This window comes from Streptomyces sp. NBC_00306 (assembly GCF_036169555.1).
Lineage (GTDB): Bacteria > Actinomycetota > Actinomycetes > Streptomycetales > Streptomycetaceae > Streptomyces > Streptomyces achmelvichensis.
This window is the reverse complement of record NZ_CP108032.1, coordinates 28,382-49,400: the sequence shown is the minus strand read 5'-3', so window position 1 is coordinate 49,400 and position 21,019 is coordinate 28,382. Positions and strand designations below refer to the sequence as shown.

At 68.3% G+C, this 21,019-nt stretch carries 18 protein-coding genes and 2 pseudogenes; 8 read left to right on the top strand and 12 right to left on the bottom strand.

All coding sequences use genetic code 11. From position 1 onward, the window contains the following. Nucleotides 1-79: 79 nt before the first annotated feature. Together OHA05_RS00230 and OHA05_RS00225 are read right to left on the bottom strand one after the other, a co-directional pair. Complete coding sequence (locus OHA05_RS00230; protein WP_328859357.1) at nucleotides 80-301, bottom strand: hypothetical protein; 222 nt, start codon at nucleotides 299-301, stop codon at nucleotides 80-82. Between the two features lie 257 nt (nucleotides 302-558). After that, a complete protein-coding gene (locus tag OHA05_RS00225) occupies nucleotides 559-1,248 on the bottom strand; it encodes a hypothetical protein (protein WP_313948538.1) in 690 nt (229 codons plus the stop codon). A gap of 507 nt (nucleotides 1,249-1,755) precedes the next feature. On the opposite strand from OHA05_RS00225, the gene OHA05_RS00220 reads away from it, so the two are divergent. Then, nucleotides 1,756-2,187 (top strand): hypothetical protein, encoded by a 432-nt coding sequence (locus OHA05_RS00220; RefSeq protein ID WP_313948539.1) that lies wholly within the window; start codon nucleotides 1,756-1,758, stop codon nucleotides 2,185-2,187. A 410-nt stretch (nucleotides 2,188-2,597) separates the two neighbouring features. After that, a complete protein-coding gene (locus OHA05_RS00215) occupies nucleotides 2,598-2,729 on the top strand; it encodes a hypothetical protein (protein ID WP_313948540.1) in 132 nt (43 codons plus the stop codon). A gap of 123 nt (nucleotides 2,730-2,852) precedes the next feature. Here OHA05_RS00215 and OHA05_RS00210 read toward each other — a convergent pair whose 3' ends face one another. Together OHA05_RS00210 and OHA05_RS00205 are read right to left on the bottom strand one after the other, a co-directional pair. Continuing rightward, complete coding sequence (locus OHA05_RS00210) at nucleotides 2,853-3,470, bottom strand: hypothetical protein (RefSeq protein WP_313948541.1); 618 nt, start codon at nucleotides 3,468-3,470, stop codon at nucleotides 2,853-2,855. 176 nt (nucleotides 3,471-3,646) lie between these two features. Continuing rightward, nucleotides 3,647-4,237 carry a hypothetical protein gene (locus OHA05_RS00205; protein ID WP_313948543.1) on the bottom strand — a complete coding sequence of 197 codons (591 nt, stop codon included), beginning with the start codon at nucleotides 4,235-4,237 and terminating at the stop codon, nucleotides 3,647-3,649. Nucleotides 4,238-4,357: 120 nt separating this feature from the next. On the opposite strand from OHA05_RS00205, the gene OHA05_RS00200 reads away from it, so the two are divergent. Then, on the top strand, nucleotides 4,358-4,885 hold the full coding sequence (locus OHA05_RS00200) for a hypothetical protein (protein WP_313948544.1): 528 nt from the start codon (nucleotides 4,358-4,360) through the stop codon (nucleotides 4,883-4,885). Nucleotides 4,886-5,056: 171 nt separating this feature from the next. Here OHA05_RS00200 and OHA05_RS00195 read toward each other — a convergent pair whose 3' ends face one another. Beyond that, nucleotides 5,057-5,875, bottom strand: a complete 819-nt coding sequence (locus OHA05_RS00195) for an ROK family protein (RefSeq protein WP_328859356.1) — start codon at nucleotides 5,873-5,875, stop codon at nucleotides 5,057-5,059. Nucleotides 5,876-6,420: 545 nt separating this feature from the next. On the opposite strand from OHA05_RS00195, the gene OHA05_RS00190 reads away from it, so the two are divergent. Together OHA05_RS00190 and OHA05_RS00185 are read left to right on the top strand one after the other, a co-directional pair. Then, entirely contained in the window at nucleotides 6,421-7,008 is a 588-nt protein-coding gene (locus tag OHA05_RS00190; RefSeq protein ID WP_328859355.1) for an Imm21 family immunity protein, read from the top strand. Between the two features lie 411 nt (nucleotides 7,009-7,419). Next, entirely contained in the window at nucleotides 7,420-7,941 is a 522-nt protein-coding gene (locus OHA05_RS00185; RefSeq protein WP_328859354.1) for a hypothetical protein, read from the top strand. A 445-nt stretch (nucleotides 7,942-8,386) separates the two neighbouring features. Here the strand turns inward: OHA05_RS00185 and OHA05_RS00180 are convergent, their stop codons facing one another. The 3 genes from OHA05_RS00180 to OHA05_RS00170 all read right to left on the bottom strand — a co-directional run bounded on the left by OHA05_RS00180 (nucleotide 8,387) and on the right by OHA05_RS00170 (nucleotide 13,619). Next, nucleotides 8,387-9,826: an FAD-dependent oxidoreductase gene (locus tag OHA05_RS00180; protein WP_328859353.1), complete on the bottom strand. Its 1,440-nt coding sequence runs from the start codon at nucleotides 9,824-9,826 to the stop codon at nucleotides 8,387-8,389. Next, on the bottom strand, nucleotides 9,823-11,022 hold the full coding sequence (locus OHA05_RS00175; RefSeq protein WP_313948549.1) for an MAB_1171c family putative transporter: 1,200 nt from the start codon (nucleotides 11,020-11,022) through the stop codon (nucleotides 9,823-9,825). Before OHA05_RS00175 ends, OHA05_RS00180 begins: the two co-directional genes overlap by 4 nt. A 1,910-nt stretch (nucleotides 11,023-12,932) precedes the next feature. Further along, nucleotides 12,933-13,619, bottom strand: a complete 687-nt coding sequence (locus OHA05_RS00170) for a class I SAM-dependent methyltransferase (protein WP_313948550.1) — start codon at nucleotides 13,617-13,619, stop codon at nucleotides 12,933-12,935. A 53-nt stretch (nucleotides 13,620-13,672) separates the two neighbouring features. Between OHA05_RS00170 and OHA05_RS00165 the strand changes: the two are divergent. Beyond that, nucleotides 13,673-13,848, top strand: a pseudogene (locus OHA05_RS00165) (telomere-protecting terminal protein Tpg); the annotation flags it as partial. A gap of 32 nt (nucleotides 13,849-13,880) precedes the next feature. Here the strand turns inward: OHA05_RS00165 and OHA05_RS00160 are convergent. Continuing rightward, on the bottom strand, nucleotides 13,881-14,690 hold the full coding sequence (locus OHA05_RS00160; RefSeq protein ID WP_313948551.1) for a nucleotidyltransferase domain-containing protein: 810 nt from the start codon (nucleotides 14,688-14,690) through the stop codon (nucleotides 13,881-13,883). A gap of 404 nt (nucleotides 14,691-15,094) precedes the next feature. Then, complete coding sequence (locus OHA05_RS00155) at nucleotides 15,095-15,766, bottom strand: TetR/AcrR family transcriptional regulator (RefSeq protein ID WP_328859352.1); 672 nt, start codon at nucleotides 15,764-15,766, stop codon at nucleotides 15,095-15,097. 109 nt (nucleotides 15,767-15,875) lie between these two features. Here OHA05_RS00155 and OHA05_RS00150 point away from each other — a divergent pair. Beyond that, nucleotides 15,876-17,350 (top strand): annotated as a pseudogene (locus OHA05_RS00150) (monooxygenase). 364 nt (nucleotides 17,351-17,714) lie between these two features. Here OHA05_RS00150 and OHA05_RS00145 read toward each other — a convergent pair. Both OHA05_RS00145 and OHA05_RS00140 read right to left on the bottom strand, forming a co-directional pair. After that, on the bottom strand, nucleotides 17,715-18,479 hold the full coding sequence (locus OHA05_RS00145; protein ID WP_328859351.1) for a tetratricopeptide repeat protein: 765 nt from the start codon (nucleotides 18,477-18,479) through the stop codon (nucleotides 17,715-17,717). Nucleotides 18,480-18,768: 289 nt separating this feature from the next. Then, nucleotides 18,769-19,707, bottom strand: coding sequence for a MerR family transcriptional regulator (locus OHA05_RS00140; protein ID WP_328859350.1), 939 nt, complete (start codon nucleotides 19,705-19,707; stop codon nucleotides 18,769-18,771). A 538-nt stretch (nucleotides 19,708-20,245) separates the two neighbouring features. Between OHA05_RS00140 and OHA05_RS00135 the strand changes: the two genes are divergently transcribed. Then, nucleotides 20,246-20,890: a dihydrofolate reductase family protein gene (locus OHA05_RS00135; RefSeq protein ID WP_313948556.1), complete on the top strand. Its 645-nt coding sequence runs from the start codon at nucleotides 20,246-20,248 to the stop codon at nucleotides 20,888-20,890. Nucleotides 20,891-21,019: the final 129 nt, after the last annotated feature.

Sequence of the window (21,019 nt, the reverse complement as noted above, 5' to 3'; positions counted from 1 at the left end):
CGGCGCGACCGGTTGTGGGTAGTTGAGGGGCAGCGCGAACCGTCCGGGATCAGTGTGCAGGCACCCTTGCCCGGCTCGACTACCGTTCGCCGACTGTGAGCCCTGGGTGCACGGCATCGTGCCCCAGCCGCTCCTGTTGCCGTACACGCCGCGTCATGACGATTGCGGGTATACCGAGCGCCAGCAGCACCGGGATCGCGGCGGCGATCCCGAACCAGAGGAAGAGAGCGAGATAGCCGTAGGCGGCGTCGTCCGCGTCCGCCTTCACCAGGAAGACGATGCCGGCTACGAAAGCGACCACCATGAGACCCGCGACGGCGATCGCGAGCCGGAGCAGGACGCCGGCCCAACGCCGGTACCCGGCACTGACCGCCTGGAACCGTGGTGGACCGTACCAGCCGGGCGGACCGTACCCGCCGGGTGGACCGGGCAAGGGCCTTGGCGCCGGGTGCCCGGTAGGCTGCTGATCAGACATGAGGCCCAGTTCTACGGTGCGCGGCCACGGAACACCAACTTCCGTCGCCACAGCACGCACCGCGCCCAAGCGTCGTCCCCCGCTCACTTCACCGAGTCCCACGCGCCGGCGTTGAAGCTGCGTAGGAGGGCGATCAGCGCTGCCCCGAGCCGCCAGTCGACACCAGGTGCGTGTACGTGCAGTTTGTCGCCCTTGGACCTGAACTCCAGCGGGACCTGCCCGTTCGCGCGCCACCGTATGCGGCGGGGTGCGCGGGCGAAGCCGCCCTCGTTACCAGGGACGCTGTCGAAGACACTGACCATGAGAACCAATGTCATGAAAGGCAGCAAGAGCCACCACATCCACCACCACACGATCCTCCCCTTGAAGCCGACCGCTTCGGAGCCGCCGGGCTGGTGCACGGTCCAGCGGGTGCGCAGGCCCCTGCCGCGGAGCGCCTTCTCGCGCACGAGCGTGCCGATGACCTCGCCGCGCGCGCCGAGCACGTGAAACCTCGCGACGCCGCCGCCGGCCGACAGGGTGACCACGGTGGCCACCCGTTCCCGGCGTTGGTCGTCGGCCCACAGAACGAAGGAACGGGCCCCGCCGCGCCGGGCCGCGAGGTACGCGGACGTGCCTCCCGGCGGCAGTTCGCGCTCCACGTACACGACCGACGGCGCCGGCCCAGACCCGTCGGAGAAGCTGACCAGGTCCGTCACCTTCGCCTGACCCTGGCCCTCGACTCGTCCGACTCGTCTCGGCCCGCCGTACATGGTCAGTACGTTGTTGCTCATCCGACGTGCTCCCAGAGGTAGTTGCGTGCCCAGGCCGGCCCAGTCTGTCTCACGCGCCACGCAACGGAAAACCCCGTCCTGCGGGAAGGCGGCTGCCAGTTGGGGTGACTGGTTCAGTCAGCGGGCCGCGCACCCGGAGGGCCTTGGGCGCCCACCCGCAGATCGGCTGCTCGTCCCCCGTAGCCGGTTCTAAGATTCGGACACGAGCGTGAGACAGACCGACGACGACACGGCGTTGAGACGCGTGTTCCCGCAGGTCACAGTGCCGCCTGGGCGCAACCGCGAGTACCTGCACGACGCCGTCCTGGACGAAGGCGAGTAGATGATGGCAGGCGAGACCAACGAAGCGATCGGGCAGACCCCGCCGTCCTCGCGTGCCCTCGGCTGGCCCCTTTGCGTGATCCAGCCCCCTACCTACTGATTCGTCTGGGCAAGAGGGTTGATCGTTGCTACTCTCCGGGCAGATCGATGCATCGACATATCGATGCATCCAGGGGTGGGGGCGAAGTGCAGAAGAAGCACAAGATTGGGCTGGCCGCGGCAGCGGCGGTGTTCGTGACGGTGCCCGGCGGGCTGCTGGTGACGAGCCAGGCAGCGGCGGCCGATCGGGACGCGGAACGGAAGTCTCTCGAGCAGGCTGCCGAGGATGTCTTCCAGCGGCGCGCGGATGCGCCCGGGGCGCAGTGGCGGAACTACCCCGCGCCGGCGGGCAAGGTCTGGAACCAGGCCGACGCCAGAGCCGACGTTACGGAGGTGAAGAAAAGGGGTGTCCGATTCATCGTGGACGTCAATGAGTTCACCACTCCGTACACCTCCGACACGAATGGAAGGAAGCTGGCGCCGACCACGCCCTATGTAGGGATGTACCGGCTCGTCTTCGAACGGGACGGGGACGACTGGCGGCTCGTCCAGGACCTGTCGGACCAGCTGACGAAGTAGCGCGCCCGCTTGCATCCGGCACGCCAGGCCGCTGGGCTGACCGGCGACAGGCGTCACCGACTGCACACCGAGACGCACCGCTCCCTGTGCTCAAGCGCATGGCCCGGCATGCTCGTGACCCGGTGCGCCCGGCACGCCTCTGTGTCCCGTACGCCCATGAGCCCGATGAACGGGACGTTGTGTCCGCCCCGCATCACAGGGAACGCCAGGTAGGCACATGATTCCTGAGGGGCCCCATCGTGAACGGCTCTCTGCCGTCGCCGCCCGCATACTCGTGGCTGCGACGAAGGGGGACTGCAACGCCTCGGACATCTGCAGCAGTCGGCTGCGCCCGGGGCGAGAGTGGCGGTCAATGCCGCGGTGGCCGCGGAGGTGCGATAGCCATGATCGGCTGATCCCACCTCGGGCCGATGTGCACGGTTCTCCACAGCGGCGGACACCATCACAACGGCGCTGACGACGTCCGCCTCGGCTGCCGGCGCGCGGCCGGCGAAGGCGGCAGCGAGGGCGGTCCGACGCACCTCGTCGTCAAGGGGCTGTAGCCGGAGCAGTTCGTCATGGATGCTGGTCTCACGCATGGTCAAACGCATGTTCGCTGCGGACCACCAAGGCACTTGCATGCCGTTGCTCGTGATCGACCGGACTGGCTGGAACCGATCAGGGGATCACTCCTGGGGTGGGCCGATGACGGACTGTCCGATCTGCTCTGCCAACCAGGAGGCGTGCCGTTCCTCGGACCCGTCGCGATTCCTACGGCGCACGTGGACGAGCACAGTGTGCTCACCGGAGCGCTGGTCGAGGCCTTGGGTTCGGCAGTTGAACAGCAAAGAGACCCGGGCGTTGTTGGCTTCGCCGTGGATGTCACGGTCCGGTACATCGGGCCACAGCAAGCTGGACCACCAGATCTCGCCGATGTTCGGGCCTACCAAGGCCGCGAACTCCTCCTCGACGCTGCCCACGGGCCGGTATTCCATCGACGCCCAGAGCGGCAGGTGCGAGGAGAGGAAGTCCGGATCGTTGGAAAGCTCGGGCGCGCGGACTCCGCCGTGCAAACCCGTCGGGTCAGAAGGATCCCGCGCCCAGTCCTTGACATCCTCTTTCCGGAACCAGGCATCCGGCAGCGCCTCACGTATTCGCAACACGTCCGGGACGGTGCACAGCTCGACGTCCACTGACACCTCCGCGTACTGCCGGTCGCCCACTGCCACGAGCTGACGCGCCACGCGCAGAGCGAGTACCGGGTCGGTGGTGCGGAAGATCGGGTACGCGATGGGGTTGGACATGCCAGCACCTTGCCACAGCCGACAGCGGACGAAGATCCATTTCCTGTAGAGGCCCAATCCGGATCGCTCTCACCGAACTGTCACGTGATCGCCCGGACAGGTCCTGGTGCCCAGCGAGTGCATTTATGGTCTGTCGTAAGGGTAGTTGGCGGCCCTTGCTGTGAGTTGCAGGACTGTCACCGGTCTGACGTTCGCTTCGCGTCGTCCCGTGGCGACTCCGGCGAGCTCCAACTCTGGTTCGTCGTCGGCTTTCTCCGAGAGACGGCGCTCCGCCTTTGGCGGAGGAGCTCACGACGAGGCGCGACCGGCTCTGGCACTGAGCCCGCGCTCGGCCACACCCGGATGTCGTACTGCTCCGGTCCGTCCGCGGACCGCCGCCAGACTTTCACCTCGTGGGACCCGGAGTCCGGCAGCACCAGGGCCGGCCCAGGCTCCCGACCTTCGACATTGACCAGCGTCAGCTCTCGTTCCGCGACCTCGATCCGGCATCTGCCGAGGTACACCCCGATGCCGTCGGGCGGCGCGTCGTCCCATACCGACAGAACGGCGCTGATGTTCGCACGCGACGCCAGCGTCGGGACGCCCACCGCGGCGCCGTGGCCGTACACGGAGTCGCCCCGTGGAGTTGCCGACTCCACATCGCAGCGGGCACCACCTTCGGCCAGGACCCAGAACTGGCTGTACGAGACGGTGAGCTCGTCGAACGTGACGTCCCAGGGCTGCCGATCAGGAAGCAGGTCCTCGCCGAACGTGCAAGGTGACTCCATGGCTGCCACCGTAGTCAACGGTGGTTGTTCGGCTTGATCGGCGGTGCAGTTGACACGCGAGGTGGTCCCGAGGGAGGTAATGGGTTGTGTGCGAGAGGCTGAGTCTGCGACGTGCCTGACGTGAGCGTGGTTCTGGGAGACAAGAGCAAGTTCGCCGTCGAAGTGGGCGGGCCTGGCCAGCTGCGCCGAGTGGACCTGTGGGCCGCTGGGGTGTGGCTGACCTGCGACGACAATGTCGCTTTCGTGCCCCAGTTCCGCCGTGATGTGTCGGAGACGGCCGCTTGGCTGCGTACGGCCGGGGGTTCGCCTCAGCCGTTCGCCGGCTTAGATCCGAAAGCCGTACACCAGCGCCTCATGCTCGGTTCGCAGGCCGACGAAGAGGCCGAGACCGAGGCCGGATACGAGCTCCGTAGCCAGTTTCAGACGCTGTGCTGGGGGCCCACGACCGACAACGTGACGGCGCACCTCTTCCGTGACGCGGGCCGCGTGGTGATCACGTGGGATTTCTGGCGCGAGGAACACCTGCTCAACCATCCCGAGCACGCGGGCCAGGTTTTCGTGGCCGAGATCCCGGCTGAGGAGTTGATGAGGATCCTCGACGACCTTGTGGGTGTCCTCGACGGCGTCCCCGGCCCGAGCGGTCCATGACCGGCTATCGGCCGAGTGGCTTCGGCCGTCGGCGCAGACCCTGGTAGGTCCGGCTTCGGCACGCGCCTCCGCCCGGTTCTGAAGGACCGCAGGACGGTCTGCTGCGGCAGCCCATTACGCCACTGCAGGGCCGATGCCATACGTGGCCGCGGGGGAGCAGCACATCACCACCTATACGTACTGATGGACCCATCTCTGACCGTCAACCATCGCGGTCGCCAGCCGGATGGCGCCGCGGGCGACGACCAGGTCCGGGTTCTCGATCCGCTCGACGGTGCAGGAGTACCAGAGTTCAGGGAGGGCATTCTCCTTCGCGGCGCTCAGCGCGGCGTCCCAGTAGCCCGGGTAGCCAAGGGTTCCACCCCCGACCCGGACCACTTCAGGGTTGAGGAAATTGACCAGCGAGGCGAGCGCCAGCCCGAACGCCTCGCCTGCTGCGTGCACGACGGCCTGCACCCGGCGGTCCTTCTCGGCGAGCGCGGTGTGGATCGACCGCGGTGGCATTCCTGCCGCACGCACGATGGCGCTGCCGCCGGCCAGTTCGTCGAGGCGGCGTACGCCCAGGGGTGTGGTCATGGGAAGGCTGCCGATCTCGCCGGCCCAGCCGCGCGCCCCGCGGACGACCCGGCCTTCGGACAGGTATGCCGAACCCACGGCAGTCCCGCAGACAACCACTGCGGCGGTGGCGGATCGTGCGAGTCCGGCGGCCTCCTGGGCGAGTGCTGCTCTGATGTCGTTGACCAGGAGCGAGGGGATGGTGTGGTTCCCCAAGCCGCCCCACCCTGCGAGCTGTGGCAGTACATCGGAGACCGCGACCCGGCCGTTCTCGACAAGCCCCGGAACCGCTACCCCGAGCGCCGTCGGCTCCAGCTGGTGGTCCGCAAGGAACTCCTCGACAGCCTTATGGAGGTCACCCGGAGTGGTCTCGGGCCCGGTGTCCACGCGCCGGGTGACCGCACCGCCGCGTAGCTCCGGCCCTTCGGCAAGCATCAGCGCTTTCGTCCCGCCGATATCGACACCCACCGCCGCACGCCGCAAGTTCCCGCCCTCCCGCAGTAGTGACTGATGCACCGAACCACAATGACAGAGGGTCCCGGCCGCGTCCGGGCGACGGTGATCGCCGCGACTCAGTCGTGTCGCCAGGGCTCAACAGCTCGAGCCGCCGCGGCTCACAGGCCGAGGCCCTGCTGGTCGGCGTGCACGATCAGGAAGTCGTGGTGGTCGCTTGCCTCAGAGAATCCCGACGTGTGGGTGATCGGGCTCCTGGCTCCGCCAGCCACGCATCCGGCGAAATACTACGGAAGCATGTCTATAGGGCGAGGGTCTGACTCTGACGCGGTGACGGCGGCGGGCAACGTCCGGGAAACGACGCATGGTTGCAGGCATTCCTGCCCGTCAGCACCAGGCTGACGTGAACAGGGCAAGCGCGTGTCACGCTACCTGGCGCACCCGCCGTCCATCGGGTGCGGTGCTTCGTCGGTCGGCGTAGGGGCTGCCCAAGAGGCGTTGTCAGAGGGCCTGGCCATACTGCCTCCATGTACCTCTCCCACCAAGCGAGCCCCGCGCGTCGAGGACTGCCTGAACTGACCTGGGTTGTGTCGATGGGGGGCCCGCTCATCGTCGTTCCGGTCTCGGCCCTTCAGGATTGGGGTGGTTGCACGGAAGCCGGAATGGTGCTCGGCGACACCGATGAATCCGACGACTACGACCGTGCTTGCGCGGTGGATGACCTTGCTGGGGTGATTCCTATCGACGAAAGCGGCACCCGCGCGCTCGTGCTGGGCGACGAGCCGGCCACGACCTGCTACCTGCCAGAACGACGACTCTTCCTGCGCTGGCTCGCCGCCGACTCCGATGCCGATCTGCTCGCCGCTGCCGAGAGGGTGCTGGCGGATCCGGAGACGGCGTGGGAGAACTGCGGGGTGTGGGAAACGGATGGTCCGGCGGTGCTGATGGATTCCGCGGAGTCGGGAGCGGATCTCGCCATGCCTTACCCCGGCAGCTCGCGCCTGCCGGAGCAGGCTCCCGTTGTCGTACCAGCGGGCCGCTGGCGAATCCGCGCCTTCCACACGACAGGCGACGACACCCCTTGGGTGGGAGTGGTTCAGCTCGTGAAGGAATAGGGGTGTGACGAGACGCCTGCCGAGCCCGGCATCCTGACGTCCTCGTCGGAATGCAGGACGTCATGACAGATCATCCAACGGAGCAGAGGCACGACGGCGCCATCCCCGCCCGCAGTGACGCCATTCTCAGCAGCCTGTGTCTCCCTTGTACGGGCGATGCACACCACGCTGGTGGAGAAGATCGGCATCGTCTGCGGCGGCAGACCGGCGCCCGTACGCGATCCGCAGCCACAGTGAGGAAGAGGAAACGTCAGGTGACCCGAGTCCCGAACTACCGCCGCCTACGCCACAGTCGCCCTGCTGACTGCCGGGCTGTTAGGTGGCTGCGACAGCACCGGTGCCCCGCAGCGCGCCACCAGCAGCAGCAAGAACAGCGAAGCAGGCGGAAAGGCGAATCCGCAGGCGCAGCGTGTGCTTTCCACGCGGCTGCTGGAGGCAGCTCTGCCCGATCAGCACAGCGTCCCGGTGGACCTTCAAGCCCGCGACAGACCAAGGGCACGTGGCAACGGCGACACCGTGCACTGCGTGGATGAGGGCTGGCCGGACGAATGGTGCGGCGAAGCACTCTCTGTCGGAAGTTCCGCCTTCGCTGCCATGGCCGACCAGGAGGTGGTGTTCCGGTACATCTCCTTCCCCGACTCCACGACCGCAGCCCGCTTCTTCATAGGCGAAGGCTCGCCGGACGAGGTGGGCGAGGACCCTCCTGGCGATGAGATCGACGCCTTCGACATCGACGCCTCGTCGGACGTGCCGCCGATCTTGCCCGGCAAGGGGATCAACGTGCGGCAGGGCAACGTCATTGCAAAGATCGAGCACAGGTTTGACTCGACCGCCGACATCCCGTCCGACCGGCTCCAGACCCTCGCCGCCATGGTCGTCCAGCGGATTCAGCAGGCGCAGGCCCGCAAGCCGCCCACCGCTTCGGCCCGATGACCACGCTCGTAGGCAAGCGACAAGAGCCGCACACGCTCGGGCGCGCACTGCAGCCCGAGCTCGGCGGCTTCCTGCTCTCTCCGCCTGGCTGCCCCGGCACGATGGCGGCCCGTACCGAACACGCACACCGAACCGCAGGAGAAGGGCTGCACTGTGGGCCGTCCTCAGGCGAACGGCGACATGCCGCGCCCCATTCGTTCTGCCCCGAGAGTCGGCCCTGTGGGTCCGGCCTTCCGGACAGCTGCTCGCCGCTGCTGCCGGGCGGCCGAGATCTCCAACCATTGTGGCTGAGCATGCTTCTGGGGGAGTTGACGGTCGCTTGCCCTGTACCGAAGTCCGTCGTCTCAACAGGACGCCCCGCAGACTGGGGGTTCCTCCGGTGCGCATCGTGCCGCACGGGCCCGGCGGGGCGAAGGTGGTTCTCGGCCCCGCCGGGGCTGCCGGATCAACCCTTGGGCACACCCACCGGCGTGGGGTCGTCACTGTTGCCGGTGGCGATGGCCCACTCGGCATCGGTGAGGGGGGGCTCGGTCAGCGGGCGACGTCCCGGGCCGCGCAGGCTGGCGACGACGGTGTCCGGGTGGCCCCAAGCAGTGGCGGGCTTGGAGAGGGTGATGACGTCGAGGAACGCCGCGCACACTGCCGGTCGACCTGTGGCCGTACGCATCAACCGGTTCACGTACCGGGTGGCCACGCCGGCCCCGGCCCGGGGCGGCTGGCCGACGGCGCCGGGGTAGAGGATGTCCTGCGAGGTCGCGAGTTCCCACGCCATGGCGGCCGGCCCTGCGAGCGCTCGTTGGGCGGCGCGGGCGAGACCGTGCGCGGCAAGGCCCTGCAGGCGGACCTCGTTCCGTAGCTTGATCAGGCCTTGCGCAGCCACCGACATGCCCTGCCCGTACAGCGGGTTATAGGTGGCGACGGCGTCACCGATCACGACGAACCCGTCCGGCCAGGACTTGGCCTTCTCGAAGTAGCGGCGCCGGTTGACGGTGCTGCGGGTGACGGTGACGGTCTGGTCGAGCGGGGTCGTCGTGGAGATCAGCTCACCGACGACGGGATGGCGGATCGAGCGCGCGAACTTCTCGAACTCGTCGGGGTTGTTGGTGGGTTCACCACCGCGGGTGCCGGACAGGGTGACCAGCCACCGGCCGCCTTCCACCGGTTCGATCGTCGCGGTCTGGCCTGGCACGGGAGTGTTCGGGTCGGACTGGACGTTGACGAGAGGGAAGCTCTCGCTGCCGGCCGGCGCCCGGTACAGGCGGGAGGCGTACACCAGACCGGAGTCGACCTCGGCTTCCTCGATCGTCGGGATGCCGAGGTCGGTGAGCCAGTGCGGTGCGCGTGAGCCGCGGCCGCTGGCGTCGACCACGAGGTCGGCCTCGTGGTGGGCCTCCTGGCCATCGGGGCCGAGGACTCGCACGCCGGTGACGCGGTCGGCGGTGCCGTTCAGGCGCAGCAGTTCATGCTCCTGCAGCAGCGTGACATGCGGATGCTGGTCCATGACACGGTCGCGAACCACCAGATCGAGGAGGTCACGCGTGCAGGCGATCATGAACTGCATTTCGGACCATCGTCTGAGCCACCCCTGCGCCGTATAGGAGACGAGGCCGGTCGGTAGTGGAATGCGCCGAGCTCCTGCTTCGAGCCACCGTTCAGTGACACCGGGCAGCAAGCTCTCGAAAGCTCTGGCGCCTCCGGAGTACAGGACGTGGACGTGCCGGGCCTGCGGCAGGCCCTTGCGGGGGATCGGGCTGTTGGGCAGCTGGTCGCGTTCGATGACGGTGACCTTCTCGGCGTGGTCGGCCAGGGCCGCGGCCGCGAGCATGCCGGCCATGCCACCTCCGATGATGACGGCGCGGCGGTGCTTGGGGGAGGTCGGAGTCATCGTGTGCTGCTCTCTGTTGGCGCCGCCTGTAGCTGGGCGGCTGTGACGACGGGCGAATGCAGGGCTCGTGACAGCTGGACCAGGCGTTCGCGACCGGAGGCGAGCGTGGCGGTCAGGGCGTCGGCGGCCGCCAAGGTCTGCTCGGTGTGTTCCTCGACGCTGTTCGGACTTGCGGCGCGAGCCTTCGCGGCGACCGCGACCATCGCGGCGGTCCCGGCCAGGTTCGCGCGGTCGGACGGAATACCGGTCGCGATCGCAGAGTCCACGGTCCGTTGGCGAACGGCGTCGTCGAGGTACGGGCGCAGTCGCAGCAGTTCGTCGTGGATGCCGGTCTCGCGGACGGTCAGTCGGATGTCCGGGGCAGACCACCACGGCAGCTGCATCACGATGCGATCTCCGGGCGCGGGCCGCAGCCGCCGCCACAGCGGCCCCAGCCGCCAGTACGTGATCCAGGCGGCCAGCGGCTCGCTGATCCGCGGTCCGACGAGTGGGGTGAGGAAGCCCACGGTCACGATCAGTCCGCCGGCGGCGGCGATCGGGGGCGCGATGTTGGTACTCAGGGTGTCCCAGTCCGTGTCGAACCAGCGGGCGACCACTGCGGACAGCTTGGTGATGCTGAACGCAAGGTTGAACACGAACCCGACGATCAGTACGCCAAGGCCCAGGCGCAGCCATCCCGTCACGTGACGTGCCCATCGCGCACACAGCGACGTGGTCACGAGCGCAGATACCAAGTGCGCGCCGAGGTAGGTGACGATCATTTCGCGGATGAACGGGGTGCTGGCGTAGTACGTGTCCAGGTCACGCAGGCGCTCGACCGGCGCGTCCCCGAGGAGGAAGAAGATCGGCAGTGCAGCGATGGCGATGCCGTAGCCGGTGAGCCAGCGGCGGGAACTGCGGGCGACTCCCTCGGGAGGGCCGCCCCGCCAGTTGACGATCAGTACGAGGCACGCTGCGCTGAAGGCGCACATGATGCAGTACACCAGCGGGCCGGAGAAGTTCGGGATGCCGGTGAGGTCGTTGACCGCTGTGATGGTCGGCGGGGCTGCGAAGAAGAAGCAGATCGCGGCGGTGAAGACGAGGAAGTTGACCGACCGCACGAGCGGGTCACGCCAACCGCGGCGCAGCGCGGGCAGCTTGGCGATGAACGCGATGCCCAGAGCGATAGCGGGTAGGTAGTAGTCGCTGTTGCGCACCGGTCAGCTCCGCTGGAACAGAATTATGTCTGCCTCACGGCAGCGATGGCTTCCTGGCGCGCTTGGCGCCGGTCTTGCGCTCACGATGCTCCCCCCAGATGACACCTGTCATCGGTCCCAGGCGACACGCTGCCCGATGACGGATTCAGCGCACGCGACACTGTGATCACGCAATTGTGAACACGAGCGGTCAGAACGTCCATATTCAGTCAGCTTTTGATCATCTCACCTGACGCCGAATCACTCTAGGCGTAGGCCGTGGCGCGGACTCCGAGTGGGCTCGGTACTGGGGCCAAGGCGAGGGGGACGAGGGGCGAATCCCCCAGAACCGAGGGCAGGACATCGCGCCGCCTTCACAGTTCACGCAAATCCGGCAAACTGGGGAGAGGGGGCAACGGTCCTCCTCTCGAGGGCGGTGCCCGGCTCATGGCTGCGTCTGGAGCGGGCTATCTCTACTGTCCCCGCCATGGCGGGGCCTCCCGCTCGAGGCCGATGACGTCCGGACGAACGGGTTCACCGGCGGGTGCGTCGAGGAAGGTGACGAAGTCCCGCGCCCCCGCACGGAAACCGGAGCCGCTCGGACCGGGATGCTTCGCGCGGGCCTTCGTCGGTAGCGAGACGTGCAGGCCCCGGTGCAGGAAGGCCAGTTCCCCCAACCGGGCCGCCACCACGGCCCGCCGTTCCGAAAACGCTGGGTCGGGAAGGAGGGATATGGCGGTTCGGCTTCCGTCGCCGGTCCCATGGCGCCGGGTGGGGTCGCACCTCAACGACAAGCTCGTGCGCACCACGACCGAACGCCTGGTGGCCGCAGCCGCGGGCACTGGGTAAAGCAGGGAGCGGCCGTCCACTACACGGCCATCACGACCGAGGCTGCTGCTTCCGAGGCCGTCGAGAAGGCCACCGCGGCAGCTTCCTGAGGTCGTGGAGCCCATCACCCGCATCAGCGAATGGCCCCGACAGCGACAGATCACCGCCGGGGCCCGCGATACCTCAGCGGCGATGACCGCGGCGCGGAGCCCGCCTCCGGGCCTGCCGGGGCGCACGGCCCGGGCCGTCGTCCCCGCCCGTAGGCGTGGGGGAGGAGAACCCCACCGCCACAGCAGGTGCCGCCTGCTCCGGCACGCGCTGCTCGGCCACTTCGCTGTGCTCCGCGCGCCGCGCAGGGGCCGGGCGGGTGATGGGCGCGGGCATACCGACGACCCGGGTGTGGGTCATCAGCTTCGCGCACGCAGTACAGACCTCGGCAAGATGCCACACCCGGCCGACGGCCGGATCGTGACGCAGTACCAGCACTGCAGTGCCGCCGCAGTGCACGCGCATGCCCTCGTGCGCGGCACAACTCTGCGCCCAGCATTGGCAGGAAGCCCTCTCGCGGACCCGGGCCGCCTTCGCATGCGAGGCTGCGTGCAGCGCGGCGAACCGCCGCAGAGACGTCACGTCCCGCGATCTGGGAGGCATCGTGCAGGCTCCAGTCGAGCAGGACACGCTGGCCGTCCGGTCCGCATGCCCCGTCAGCCGCACCGTCCAGGTCCGACCCGGAGTACGGCCGGTGGGAAGTTCGTTGGGGGTAGTGCTCACACGCAGCCGTCCATTCACGGAGGTCAGAAGCCGACACATCATGACTTCCCCGCCAGGAGATCGTCAGCACCTGACAATGGCCGATGATCCGAGATCTGCCCGGAGGCGCGCCGCCTCAGTACGCGCAGCGCAGGGCGGAACGCACAGGGATCAGGCACTTCGTAAACCCGGCGCAATATCCCGGATGACGCTCTTTGCCTGCGCGAGGTGTGAGCACTGACTGCACCGTGGTCAGCTGGGGGAGGTCGGTGCCGCCCACGGGGCGGGCCGTGCGGGTGTGGAGGAACACCCTCGGCCAACGGCTCACTTCCACCGGCGCCGCACGTCCGCAGTCAGCGTGCGGTGCGACTCCGCAGATCTCGGTGGTAGTGCGACGCGACCGCCGGCTGGCCCGTGTAGTTCGGACCGGCCCCGGAGTCCGCGCCGAGATAGTCGAAAGGAAGCTCGACGTCGCGCCTGCCCCGCAGGACGAGCAGGTGCCGGCGGGAGTGGTACGAGAATCCGGCAGCCCGCAGCGCCGTCAGGACCGGGCGTGCCGCGCTGGTCCCGTCGGCATGACGTACCGACGCCGGATCGAGATGCGCGGCGAACAGCCCGTCGGCCGTGAGCCATGAGGCCGCACGGGCGATGAGCCCCAGCTTGTCGCCGAGATAGTGAATGCCATGCACACAGGTGATGAGGTCGTACAGACGGTCGGGCCGCCACTCGGCCAAGGAGGCGGCAATCAACTCGACCTGGTCTTCGGCGCTTTGGGGGACCAGGGGACCGACCAGATCGACCCCGGTGAGGACGGCCCCTGCGGGCAGGCGGCCGGCTGCCGCCTTCAGGGCACGGCCTTCCCCACTGCACAGGTCCAACCAGGACGCCTCACCGCCGCGATCCAGCAGCCACCCCGCTGGATCGAACCCGAGCTCCCTTGTGTAGCTGTTGACGCCAGTCAGCGTTCGCTCGCGGTTCATGCTGCTGTTCGCGACCACGGATGAGCGGGCCAACCGGTCGTCGGGCAACAGGTTCGTCATGGTGTCAGGCTAGACGAACGATGCTGACCGGCGGGCGGTCGCCTGGGGCCAGCCATTTCTCCGTCGCCCGCCCACCGCAGTACGCAGCGCGTCTCGGCAACGCCCAGGAACAGGGCGCCACCGAGCGCCGGTTGCAGGAGATCGCCGCCGATGTTCTCAAGGGCTCTACTGCCCGGACGGCGGCCGCCGAGCCGGCAGCTTGGGAGAAGTCCGCTTCACCGACGTCGAGCCAGGATCACCGAATCCGATGGGACGAGCCGTTCAGGGCCGCGGTGTCTTCTCGCCGTGCACGGCTGTGTATTCGGCCGCGAGCCATGGAGCCAGGTCGTTCATGAGCAGAGTGAGCACTGCCGGGTCGGCCGAGGGGGCGCGCCCGGTGGCTGCGGCCATGCGCATCTGCTCAGCGCGCTCGGGGTAGTAGCGGCCGAAGAGCGCGGCGGAATCGCTGAGGTCGCTGGTCCAGCCGCCCCAGCGGGGCATGATCAGGGTGAACCCTGTGCGGACGATGCGACGGGCGACGACGCGGCTGAGGGCCTTGCGTTCGCCGTCGGTGGCGGCTCCGGCCGCCCGGGTGCGCCAGCGGGGCAGCGCGAGGGCCAGGTCGCCGTTCGTCTCGCGGGCGAGCAGGGCAGTGGGGCGATATCGGGGGAGTTGCTCGGCAAGGTCGTTGCCGAGCAGTGGGGTGCAAAGGCAGGCGATGAAGAATCCGCCATCGTGACGTTCGAGGTCGCTGAGCAGAGTGCGTGTGCTGGTCAGCAGGATCCCGACGCCGTCGATCTGAGGGAACGCCTGGTCGAGTGTGGTCGCGATCGCTCTGGCGTCGGCGCTGTCGGCGTCGGTGGGCTCGTCGTGGAGGGCGAGTTGGAGGTCGAGGTCGGAGACCCCGGGGGTGGCGGTGCCGCGGGGGATGCTGCCGTAGAGGTAGGCGCTGTGCAGCCGTGTTGTGCTGCCGAATGTTTCGGTGATCTGAGCACGGGCCGCGGCGACGACGGGGGCGAATGCTTCGGGCACGCGATCCAGTGCGCCTTCGCGCTTGATGGTGCCGTCCTGGTCCAGCCCCTTTTCGCTCACGGGATCACTGTGCATCGCTTTGCCCTCCGGTGCCGAGCGAATTATGCGTGGCGCGTTGAGCAGCGTGCGGATAGCGCTGGGGTGCTTTCCGGAGGCCTGGTCCCGGACCAATGTGGCACGAGGGCGTGATGCCGGTGCGCGTGCGGTTCCTCTCCGGCGCCAGCGGGGTGCGTGCTTCGCGTGGCTGCTCGGTAGCCAGGATGTGTCCGGTGACCTGGAGGATCCCGGCGCGGGCCCGCGCGTGGACGGGCGCCATCTGGACTGGTAGAGAAGGCTGTTCAGTGTCCTCGGATGGCTCCGGTCGGTGACCGCGGTGGCCCGGTCGGTTGCTTCATCCCGCCCGGGATTGACGGTATGCGAGAGCCGTATGGCCGCCTGCCCCATCGGGCATGCGAGACGCTCTGTCAGCGCCGTTGCGGCAGGGCGCGCAGCCCGTCGATGAGCAGGCGCAGCCCGAACTCGAAATGGGCGGTGAAGTCCGTGCTGCTGAGCACGGGCAGGGTGGCTGTGAGGTGCGGGTACGACCCGGCCGCCACGGCATCACCCAGGCGTCCCGGGTCTGCGGGGGCGTCCGTTCCCGGTTCCCGAGCGGCGGCCTGCTCTTCCAGCGTGTGGCCGACGGTGAAGTTGGCCAGCGCCATCAGGGCGCGCGCCGCGTCCGCATCGTCGACGCCGGCTTTGCGCAGAACGCCGATCACGGCGTCGGCGAAGTGCAGGGTGTGCTTCCCGGTCGAGTGCGTGCCGGCGAACACGCGGGCGCCGTCGCGGTGGGCGAGCAGCGCAGTGCGCAGCGCTCTGGCCAGGCCGGTCAGCCGCTCGCTCCACTCTTCTCCGGCCGGTACCGCGGACGCGTCGACGTCGGACATGATCCGGTCCGCCATGGCGGTCAGCAGCTCCTGCTTGGTGGCGAAGTAGCGGTACAGCGCGCCGGCTTGGACGCCCATCGCCTCAGCCAGACGCCGCATGGTCAGCGCGTCGAGCCCAGCCTCGTCCAGCAGATCCAGGGCTGTCTCGACGGTGCGCGCCTGGTCCAGCCGTGGGGGGCGCCCCCGTGTGCGGGTTGACGGGTTGCTCATGGTCGCCATTATAGTGAACATTGTTCACGTGAACGTCGTTCACTAAATAGGGTAGGTCACATTGACGGACACCGACGTACTGGTCGTGGGAGCCGGCCCAACCGGGCTGATGCTCGCCTGCGAGCTGGCGCTGGCGGGCGTACGGACCCGGATCGTGGAGCGGCGTACCGCGCCGCAGCGTGATTCACGGGCGCTGACCCTGCACCCGCGCAGTGTGGAACTGATGGACATGAGGGGCCTCGCGCCCCGCTTCCTCGCCCTCGGAAACCCGGTGCCGGGCTGGCACTTCGCCGGTCTGGACACCCGGCTGGACTTCGCCGCGCTCGACTCCCGCCACGGCTACACCCTCTTCCTGGCCCAGGCCCGCACCGAGGCGCTGCTGGAGGAGCGGGCCGGAGAGCTGGGCGTCCGCATCAGCCGCGGACACGAGACCATCGGGCTGCGCCAGGACGCCACGGGCGTCGAACTGGAGGTGCGCGGGCCTGACGGGGCCGTCGACACCGTACGGGCGCAGTACGCGGTCGGCTGCGACGGCGGGCGCAGTCTGGTGCGGCAGGCTGCCGGCATCGCCTTCCCGGGCACCGACGAGACACTGACCGGCATACTCGGGGACTTCGCGGAGGTCGACGCGGATCCAGCGGTTCTTGCTGCCCTTCGGGCCCGCGGCGTGCTGGCCGTCCCGCTGGAGGGCGGATCACCCGGATCGTCTGCATCGATCCGGAGCGGATGCGGATTCCGGCCGGGCAGCCGGTGACTCTGGAGGAGTTCCGTACCTCGCTGACGCGGATCTGCGGCTGCGACTGCGGGATCGCGCAGCCACGCTGGCTTTCGCGCTTCGGCAACGCCACCCGCCTCGCCGCCTCCTATCGGTCCGGCCGCATCCTGCTCGCCGGGGACGCCGCTCACATTCACTTCCCCGCGGCGGGTCAGGGACTGAACACGGGCCTGCAGGACGCCATGAATCTGGGCTGGAAGCTGGCTGCCACGGTCAACGGCTGGGCTCCTTCCGGTCTCCTCGACACGTACGAAGCCGAACGCCGCCCCGTCGGACAGGCAGTCACCGAGAACACCGAAGTCCAGACCCTGCTCGCCGAGTTGCCCCTGTTGCCGCAATTCCAGCTGCCCGCCGTTGCCCTGCGCAGGCTTCTCGACGAACTCCTGTCGCTGAAGGACGTCAACCGTCTGCTCGCGGGACGGATCTCCGCACTGAGTACCTCCTACCCGCCTGCAACCGCCGAGGCCGACCCACTGGTGGGACGGCGGATGCCCGACATCGGTCTGACCGCCGTCGGTTCCGAGTCGGAACGCCTCTACGAACTGATGCCGCGGGGCTGTTTCGTACTCCTCGACCTTGCCGGTGATGCGCATCCGCCGCAGGCCCTCGCGCCCGGATGGCGCTCACGAGTCACTGCTCATGCCGTCACGACGTACGACGAGCGTGCGGACCTCCACGGCGTGACCGAAGTGCTCGTTCGCCCCGACGGGCACATCGCCTGGTGCACCCGTGCGACCGATGCCGAGATCCGCAGTTCGGAGAGGACCGCCGCCCTGGCGGCATGGTCAGGCGCACCCGCGGGAGGGTGACACCTCATGACCCCCTCACCCCCGTCCGTGAACTGCCCGTCGCACGACCACGATGTGCCCTTGGGGCCGCGTCGCGAGGGGCCGTTCGACATCAACAACCCGGCTGGTTTGGGTTCAACGACCCGCATGACGGCCTCGACCGATGACCTGACGGATGATCGCGGCATCGATCCTGTCCCCGCCCGATGGGATGAGGAAGTCCTCGGTCCGGCCGCGCGGTCAGAGACTCGCGGCTACGCACGGGCGTCGTCTTCGAGGACAACCCGGGCTCTCCATCACGCCGTCCCAAGCCCAGATGTGGGCCGCGAACCCGCCCCGTCAGGCCACGTCCGCGGCAGATCCCAGACAAGATCGTGGGGGCTCTTCAAAGGCGTGGGTCCTCGGCGGTGACGCGGGCCAGCAGCGTGCGGGCTTCCCCAATGCGGGGGTGTTTGGGGTGGAGGAACTGCTCGCAGGCGCTCAGCGCCTGACGGGCTGCGGCTTCCGCCTCGGTGCGCCGGCCCAGACCGTGAAGGGTGGTGGCGGTGACCATGTCCTGCATTCCACAGCCGGCGCGGGGCCCATCCTGCGTCATCAGACGGGTCTCGGCCAGAGCCTCCTCAAAGCGGCCCTGTCCGTTCAAGCTGCGCACCAAGGCACACTGAAACCCCGCCGCACGGTGTCCCTCCGCCCGGGACATGTTGCCGCGGGCTATGGCCTCTGCCTCTTCGTAGCGGCCCTGCCCACACAACGCATCTGCCAGGCTGTCCAAAGCCGACAACTCGACGTCCCATACCTCGGTGAGGTGCGCGAGACGGGTCGCCCCGCGCAGGATGTGCCGCGCCTCGGCCTCTGCCTGCGGATACTGCCCCTGGTCGACGAGTAGCGCCGCACGGATTGTGCGGACCGCCAGCAGCAGACTTCTGTCGGCCCCCTCTGCCTGGTCCAGCTCCGCGATCAACGCGTCGAGCTCGGCCTCCAATTCCGCCCCGCGACCGTGAGCGATGCCTGCTGCCAGGGCCATGGACTTGGTGAGCCATACCCACATGAGGCTCTTGCGGCCTCGCCGCGCCTCGGCCGCACGAGCCTCGGCCTCGGCTTCCTCGTACCGGCGCGCCCGCAACAGATCCTGGATGCGGTTGAGGACCACCTTCTGAGCACGGGAGACGCCAGTACGTGACCGAGCCACGAGCGGCCCGACACCGTTCCTATGAGCTTCATAGGGCGCGAGGCTACGTGAACCGAGCCGTCGGCATCCCCGCGATGACACCGAACGCGTTCGCGGCGGCCCGGGCATGAAACACGCCGCTACCTCGCCTGCACCCTGCACCCTGCACGGAGCCTTGAGTACGACGAGAGCGTTCCGGCCGGACCATACGCACCATGGGTTCGCCCTGAACTCGGCGCTGGCTGGTCTGTGTCGCTCCGCGGCGGCTCCATCATCCGTGTATCCGAGCCCGCAGAGCATGGACGGCCCAATCGAGCACCGGCCGCAGGCTCTCCGGCTCCGGCCAGCCGTTGATCACCGCAAGCAACGACAAGTACCGCTCTCTGCGTGGGTCGTTCACGCGTTCCAGCCGGACCAGGAGCCGGCACCGCGCCCCGGCGTCGTCACCGTAGTCGAGGAGATGTGCGCAGCGGGTCATGAGGACCGCGACGATCGGATCGGCCTGCAGCGAGGCCGGTTCGATACCCGCTGCCAGCGCCGGCGCGATCTGGTCACGGACGATCGCAGTCAAGTCGCTGTGCAGCGCGGGGGTAGCCCCGTGGATGTGCCCAGCCAACTCTTCCTCGGCCATGTGCCGCAGAAGGGCGCGAAAGTCCGGGTCCTGGGACAGCTCCGCCAGTTCCACCCACGCCTGAACCTGCTCCGTATCGGGGTTGTCCGGCAGTTCCGGTGTCATTGAGCGCATGATCCCCGCAAGCACGGAGCCAGTACCCACACCGCTGAAGGCAGCGTCGAGGAAGTCACCGACCAGCCGTTGGCGCTCGACTTCGGAGAGCTGGGCCAGGTGGTGCATCAGAGTCGCCTCCTCAGGGGTCGCCCCGCGCCTCGCCATGGCGGTCAGCACTGCACGCCGCAGCCGCAGGATTCGGATCTGCACGTCCAACGCGTCGGCATGCGCCTCGGCAACCTCCGACAGGGCGAGTTCCCGGTCCAGGACCTTCCGGATGACCGCCAGGTCCAGGCCCAGGTCGCGCAGGGTTCGCACAAAATCCAGGCGGGCGACGGCACCGTTGTCGTAGAGGCGATAGCCGACCGGGCTGCGGTCAGCGGGGGGTACGAGTCCGCAGTCGGAGTAGAACCGGACAGTCTTTACCGTGGTACCAGTCCGTCGCGCCAACTCGCCGATGGAGTAGAGCGTATGACCATTCATGTCCCCACCTTCAGGTCTCCCCCTGCTGGAGACTCAAGCTCCTGAGCTCGCGATGATCGGATTCTCACAACCGCCCCGTTCCCGGAGCAAGATCGGAGACGGTCCACGGAAGCAGCCCAGCAGCCCGGATCGCGAATTCACTGTGACGATCGCTCTCACGCAGACGTGGAATGTGGCGTGTTCATGACTGTTGCCAAGGGCGTGACCACCCCTCAAAAGGCAACCGCGTCTCAAGCGAACGACGTCGAGCGCCACGCCTGCCGACGCCGTAACGCATCAATGGATCCACCCGGCATCGACGGGCTCGGCCCAGCTGAAACAGCCCGTTACTGAGAGGCCGTGTGGTGCTACCGAGTGCCGGCCACGGGGCTACCGGTTGGGGGTATCGCCTCCGAGGGGGCCCGGTGAGGGGCGATGGGTGCGTCGGCATGGCCATTTTCCCTCAGCCGGCCGAAAGCGGTTAGGTCGTGGCGATGAGTCTGCGGGCGTCCGCCGGTCTATCTCTTGAGGGAGACAACCAACTCATCGGGAGCAAGCCATGGGCCTCATCGACATCGAGATGTTCGCGACCCTCGACCTTGTCGGGCAGGCGCCCGGCGGCCCGGACGAGGACCCGGTGGGGTTCCCGTTCGGTGGCTGGCAGGCGCCCTTGCTGGACGAGGTCTCAGGCGCGCAGGTCAGTGCCGCGTACGAGGGTACGGACGCCCTTCTGCTCGGTCGGCGGACGTACGACATCTTCGCCGCCTACTGGCCTCACCAGGAGGATGGAGAGGACAACGAGATCGCCACACTCTTCAACCGTGTCCCGAAGTACGTGGCCTCTCGCGGCAGGCCCGACCTCTCGTGGGCCGGGTCCACGCAGCTCGGCCCGGACCTCGCCCGCGCGGTGCGCGAGATCCGAGACCGGCACGAGCATGTGAAGGTCGTCGGGAGCCTGAACCTCGTGCAGACCCTCCTGCGCGAGAAGCTCTTCGACCGTCTTGACCTCTGGCTGCATCCGATCGTGCTCGGCGTCGGGAAGAAGGTGTTCGACGATGGCGCGGTGCCTTCCAACGTCACGCTCCTCGCGCCCCCGGTAGCCGGCCCGAAGGGCACCGTGTACCTGCGATACGGACTCGCCGACGGCACGCCCGCGACGGGGGACATGAGCGCACCTGACCGCGGTGCCGGAAGCGACGGCTGAAGGCCGTGCGTGAAGCTGAGCAGACGCCGGCGTCTTCACGCACGAGCGCAACTCCTGTGCAACATGGCCCTCTGTTTCCCCGTGACATCACTGGACGTTCTCACTGACCGGCCTGCTGGTGGAGCCCGA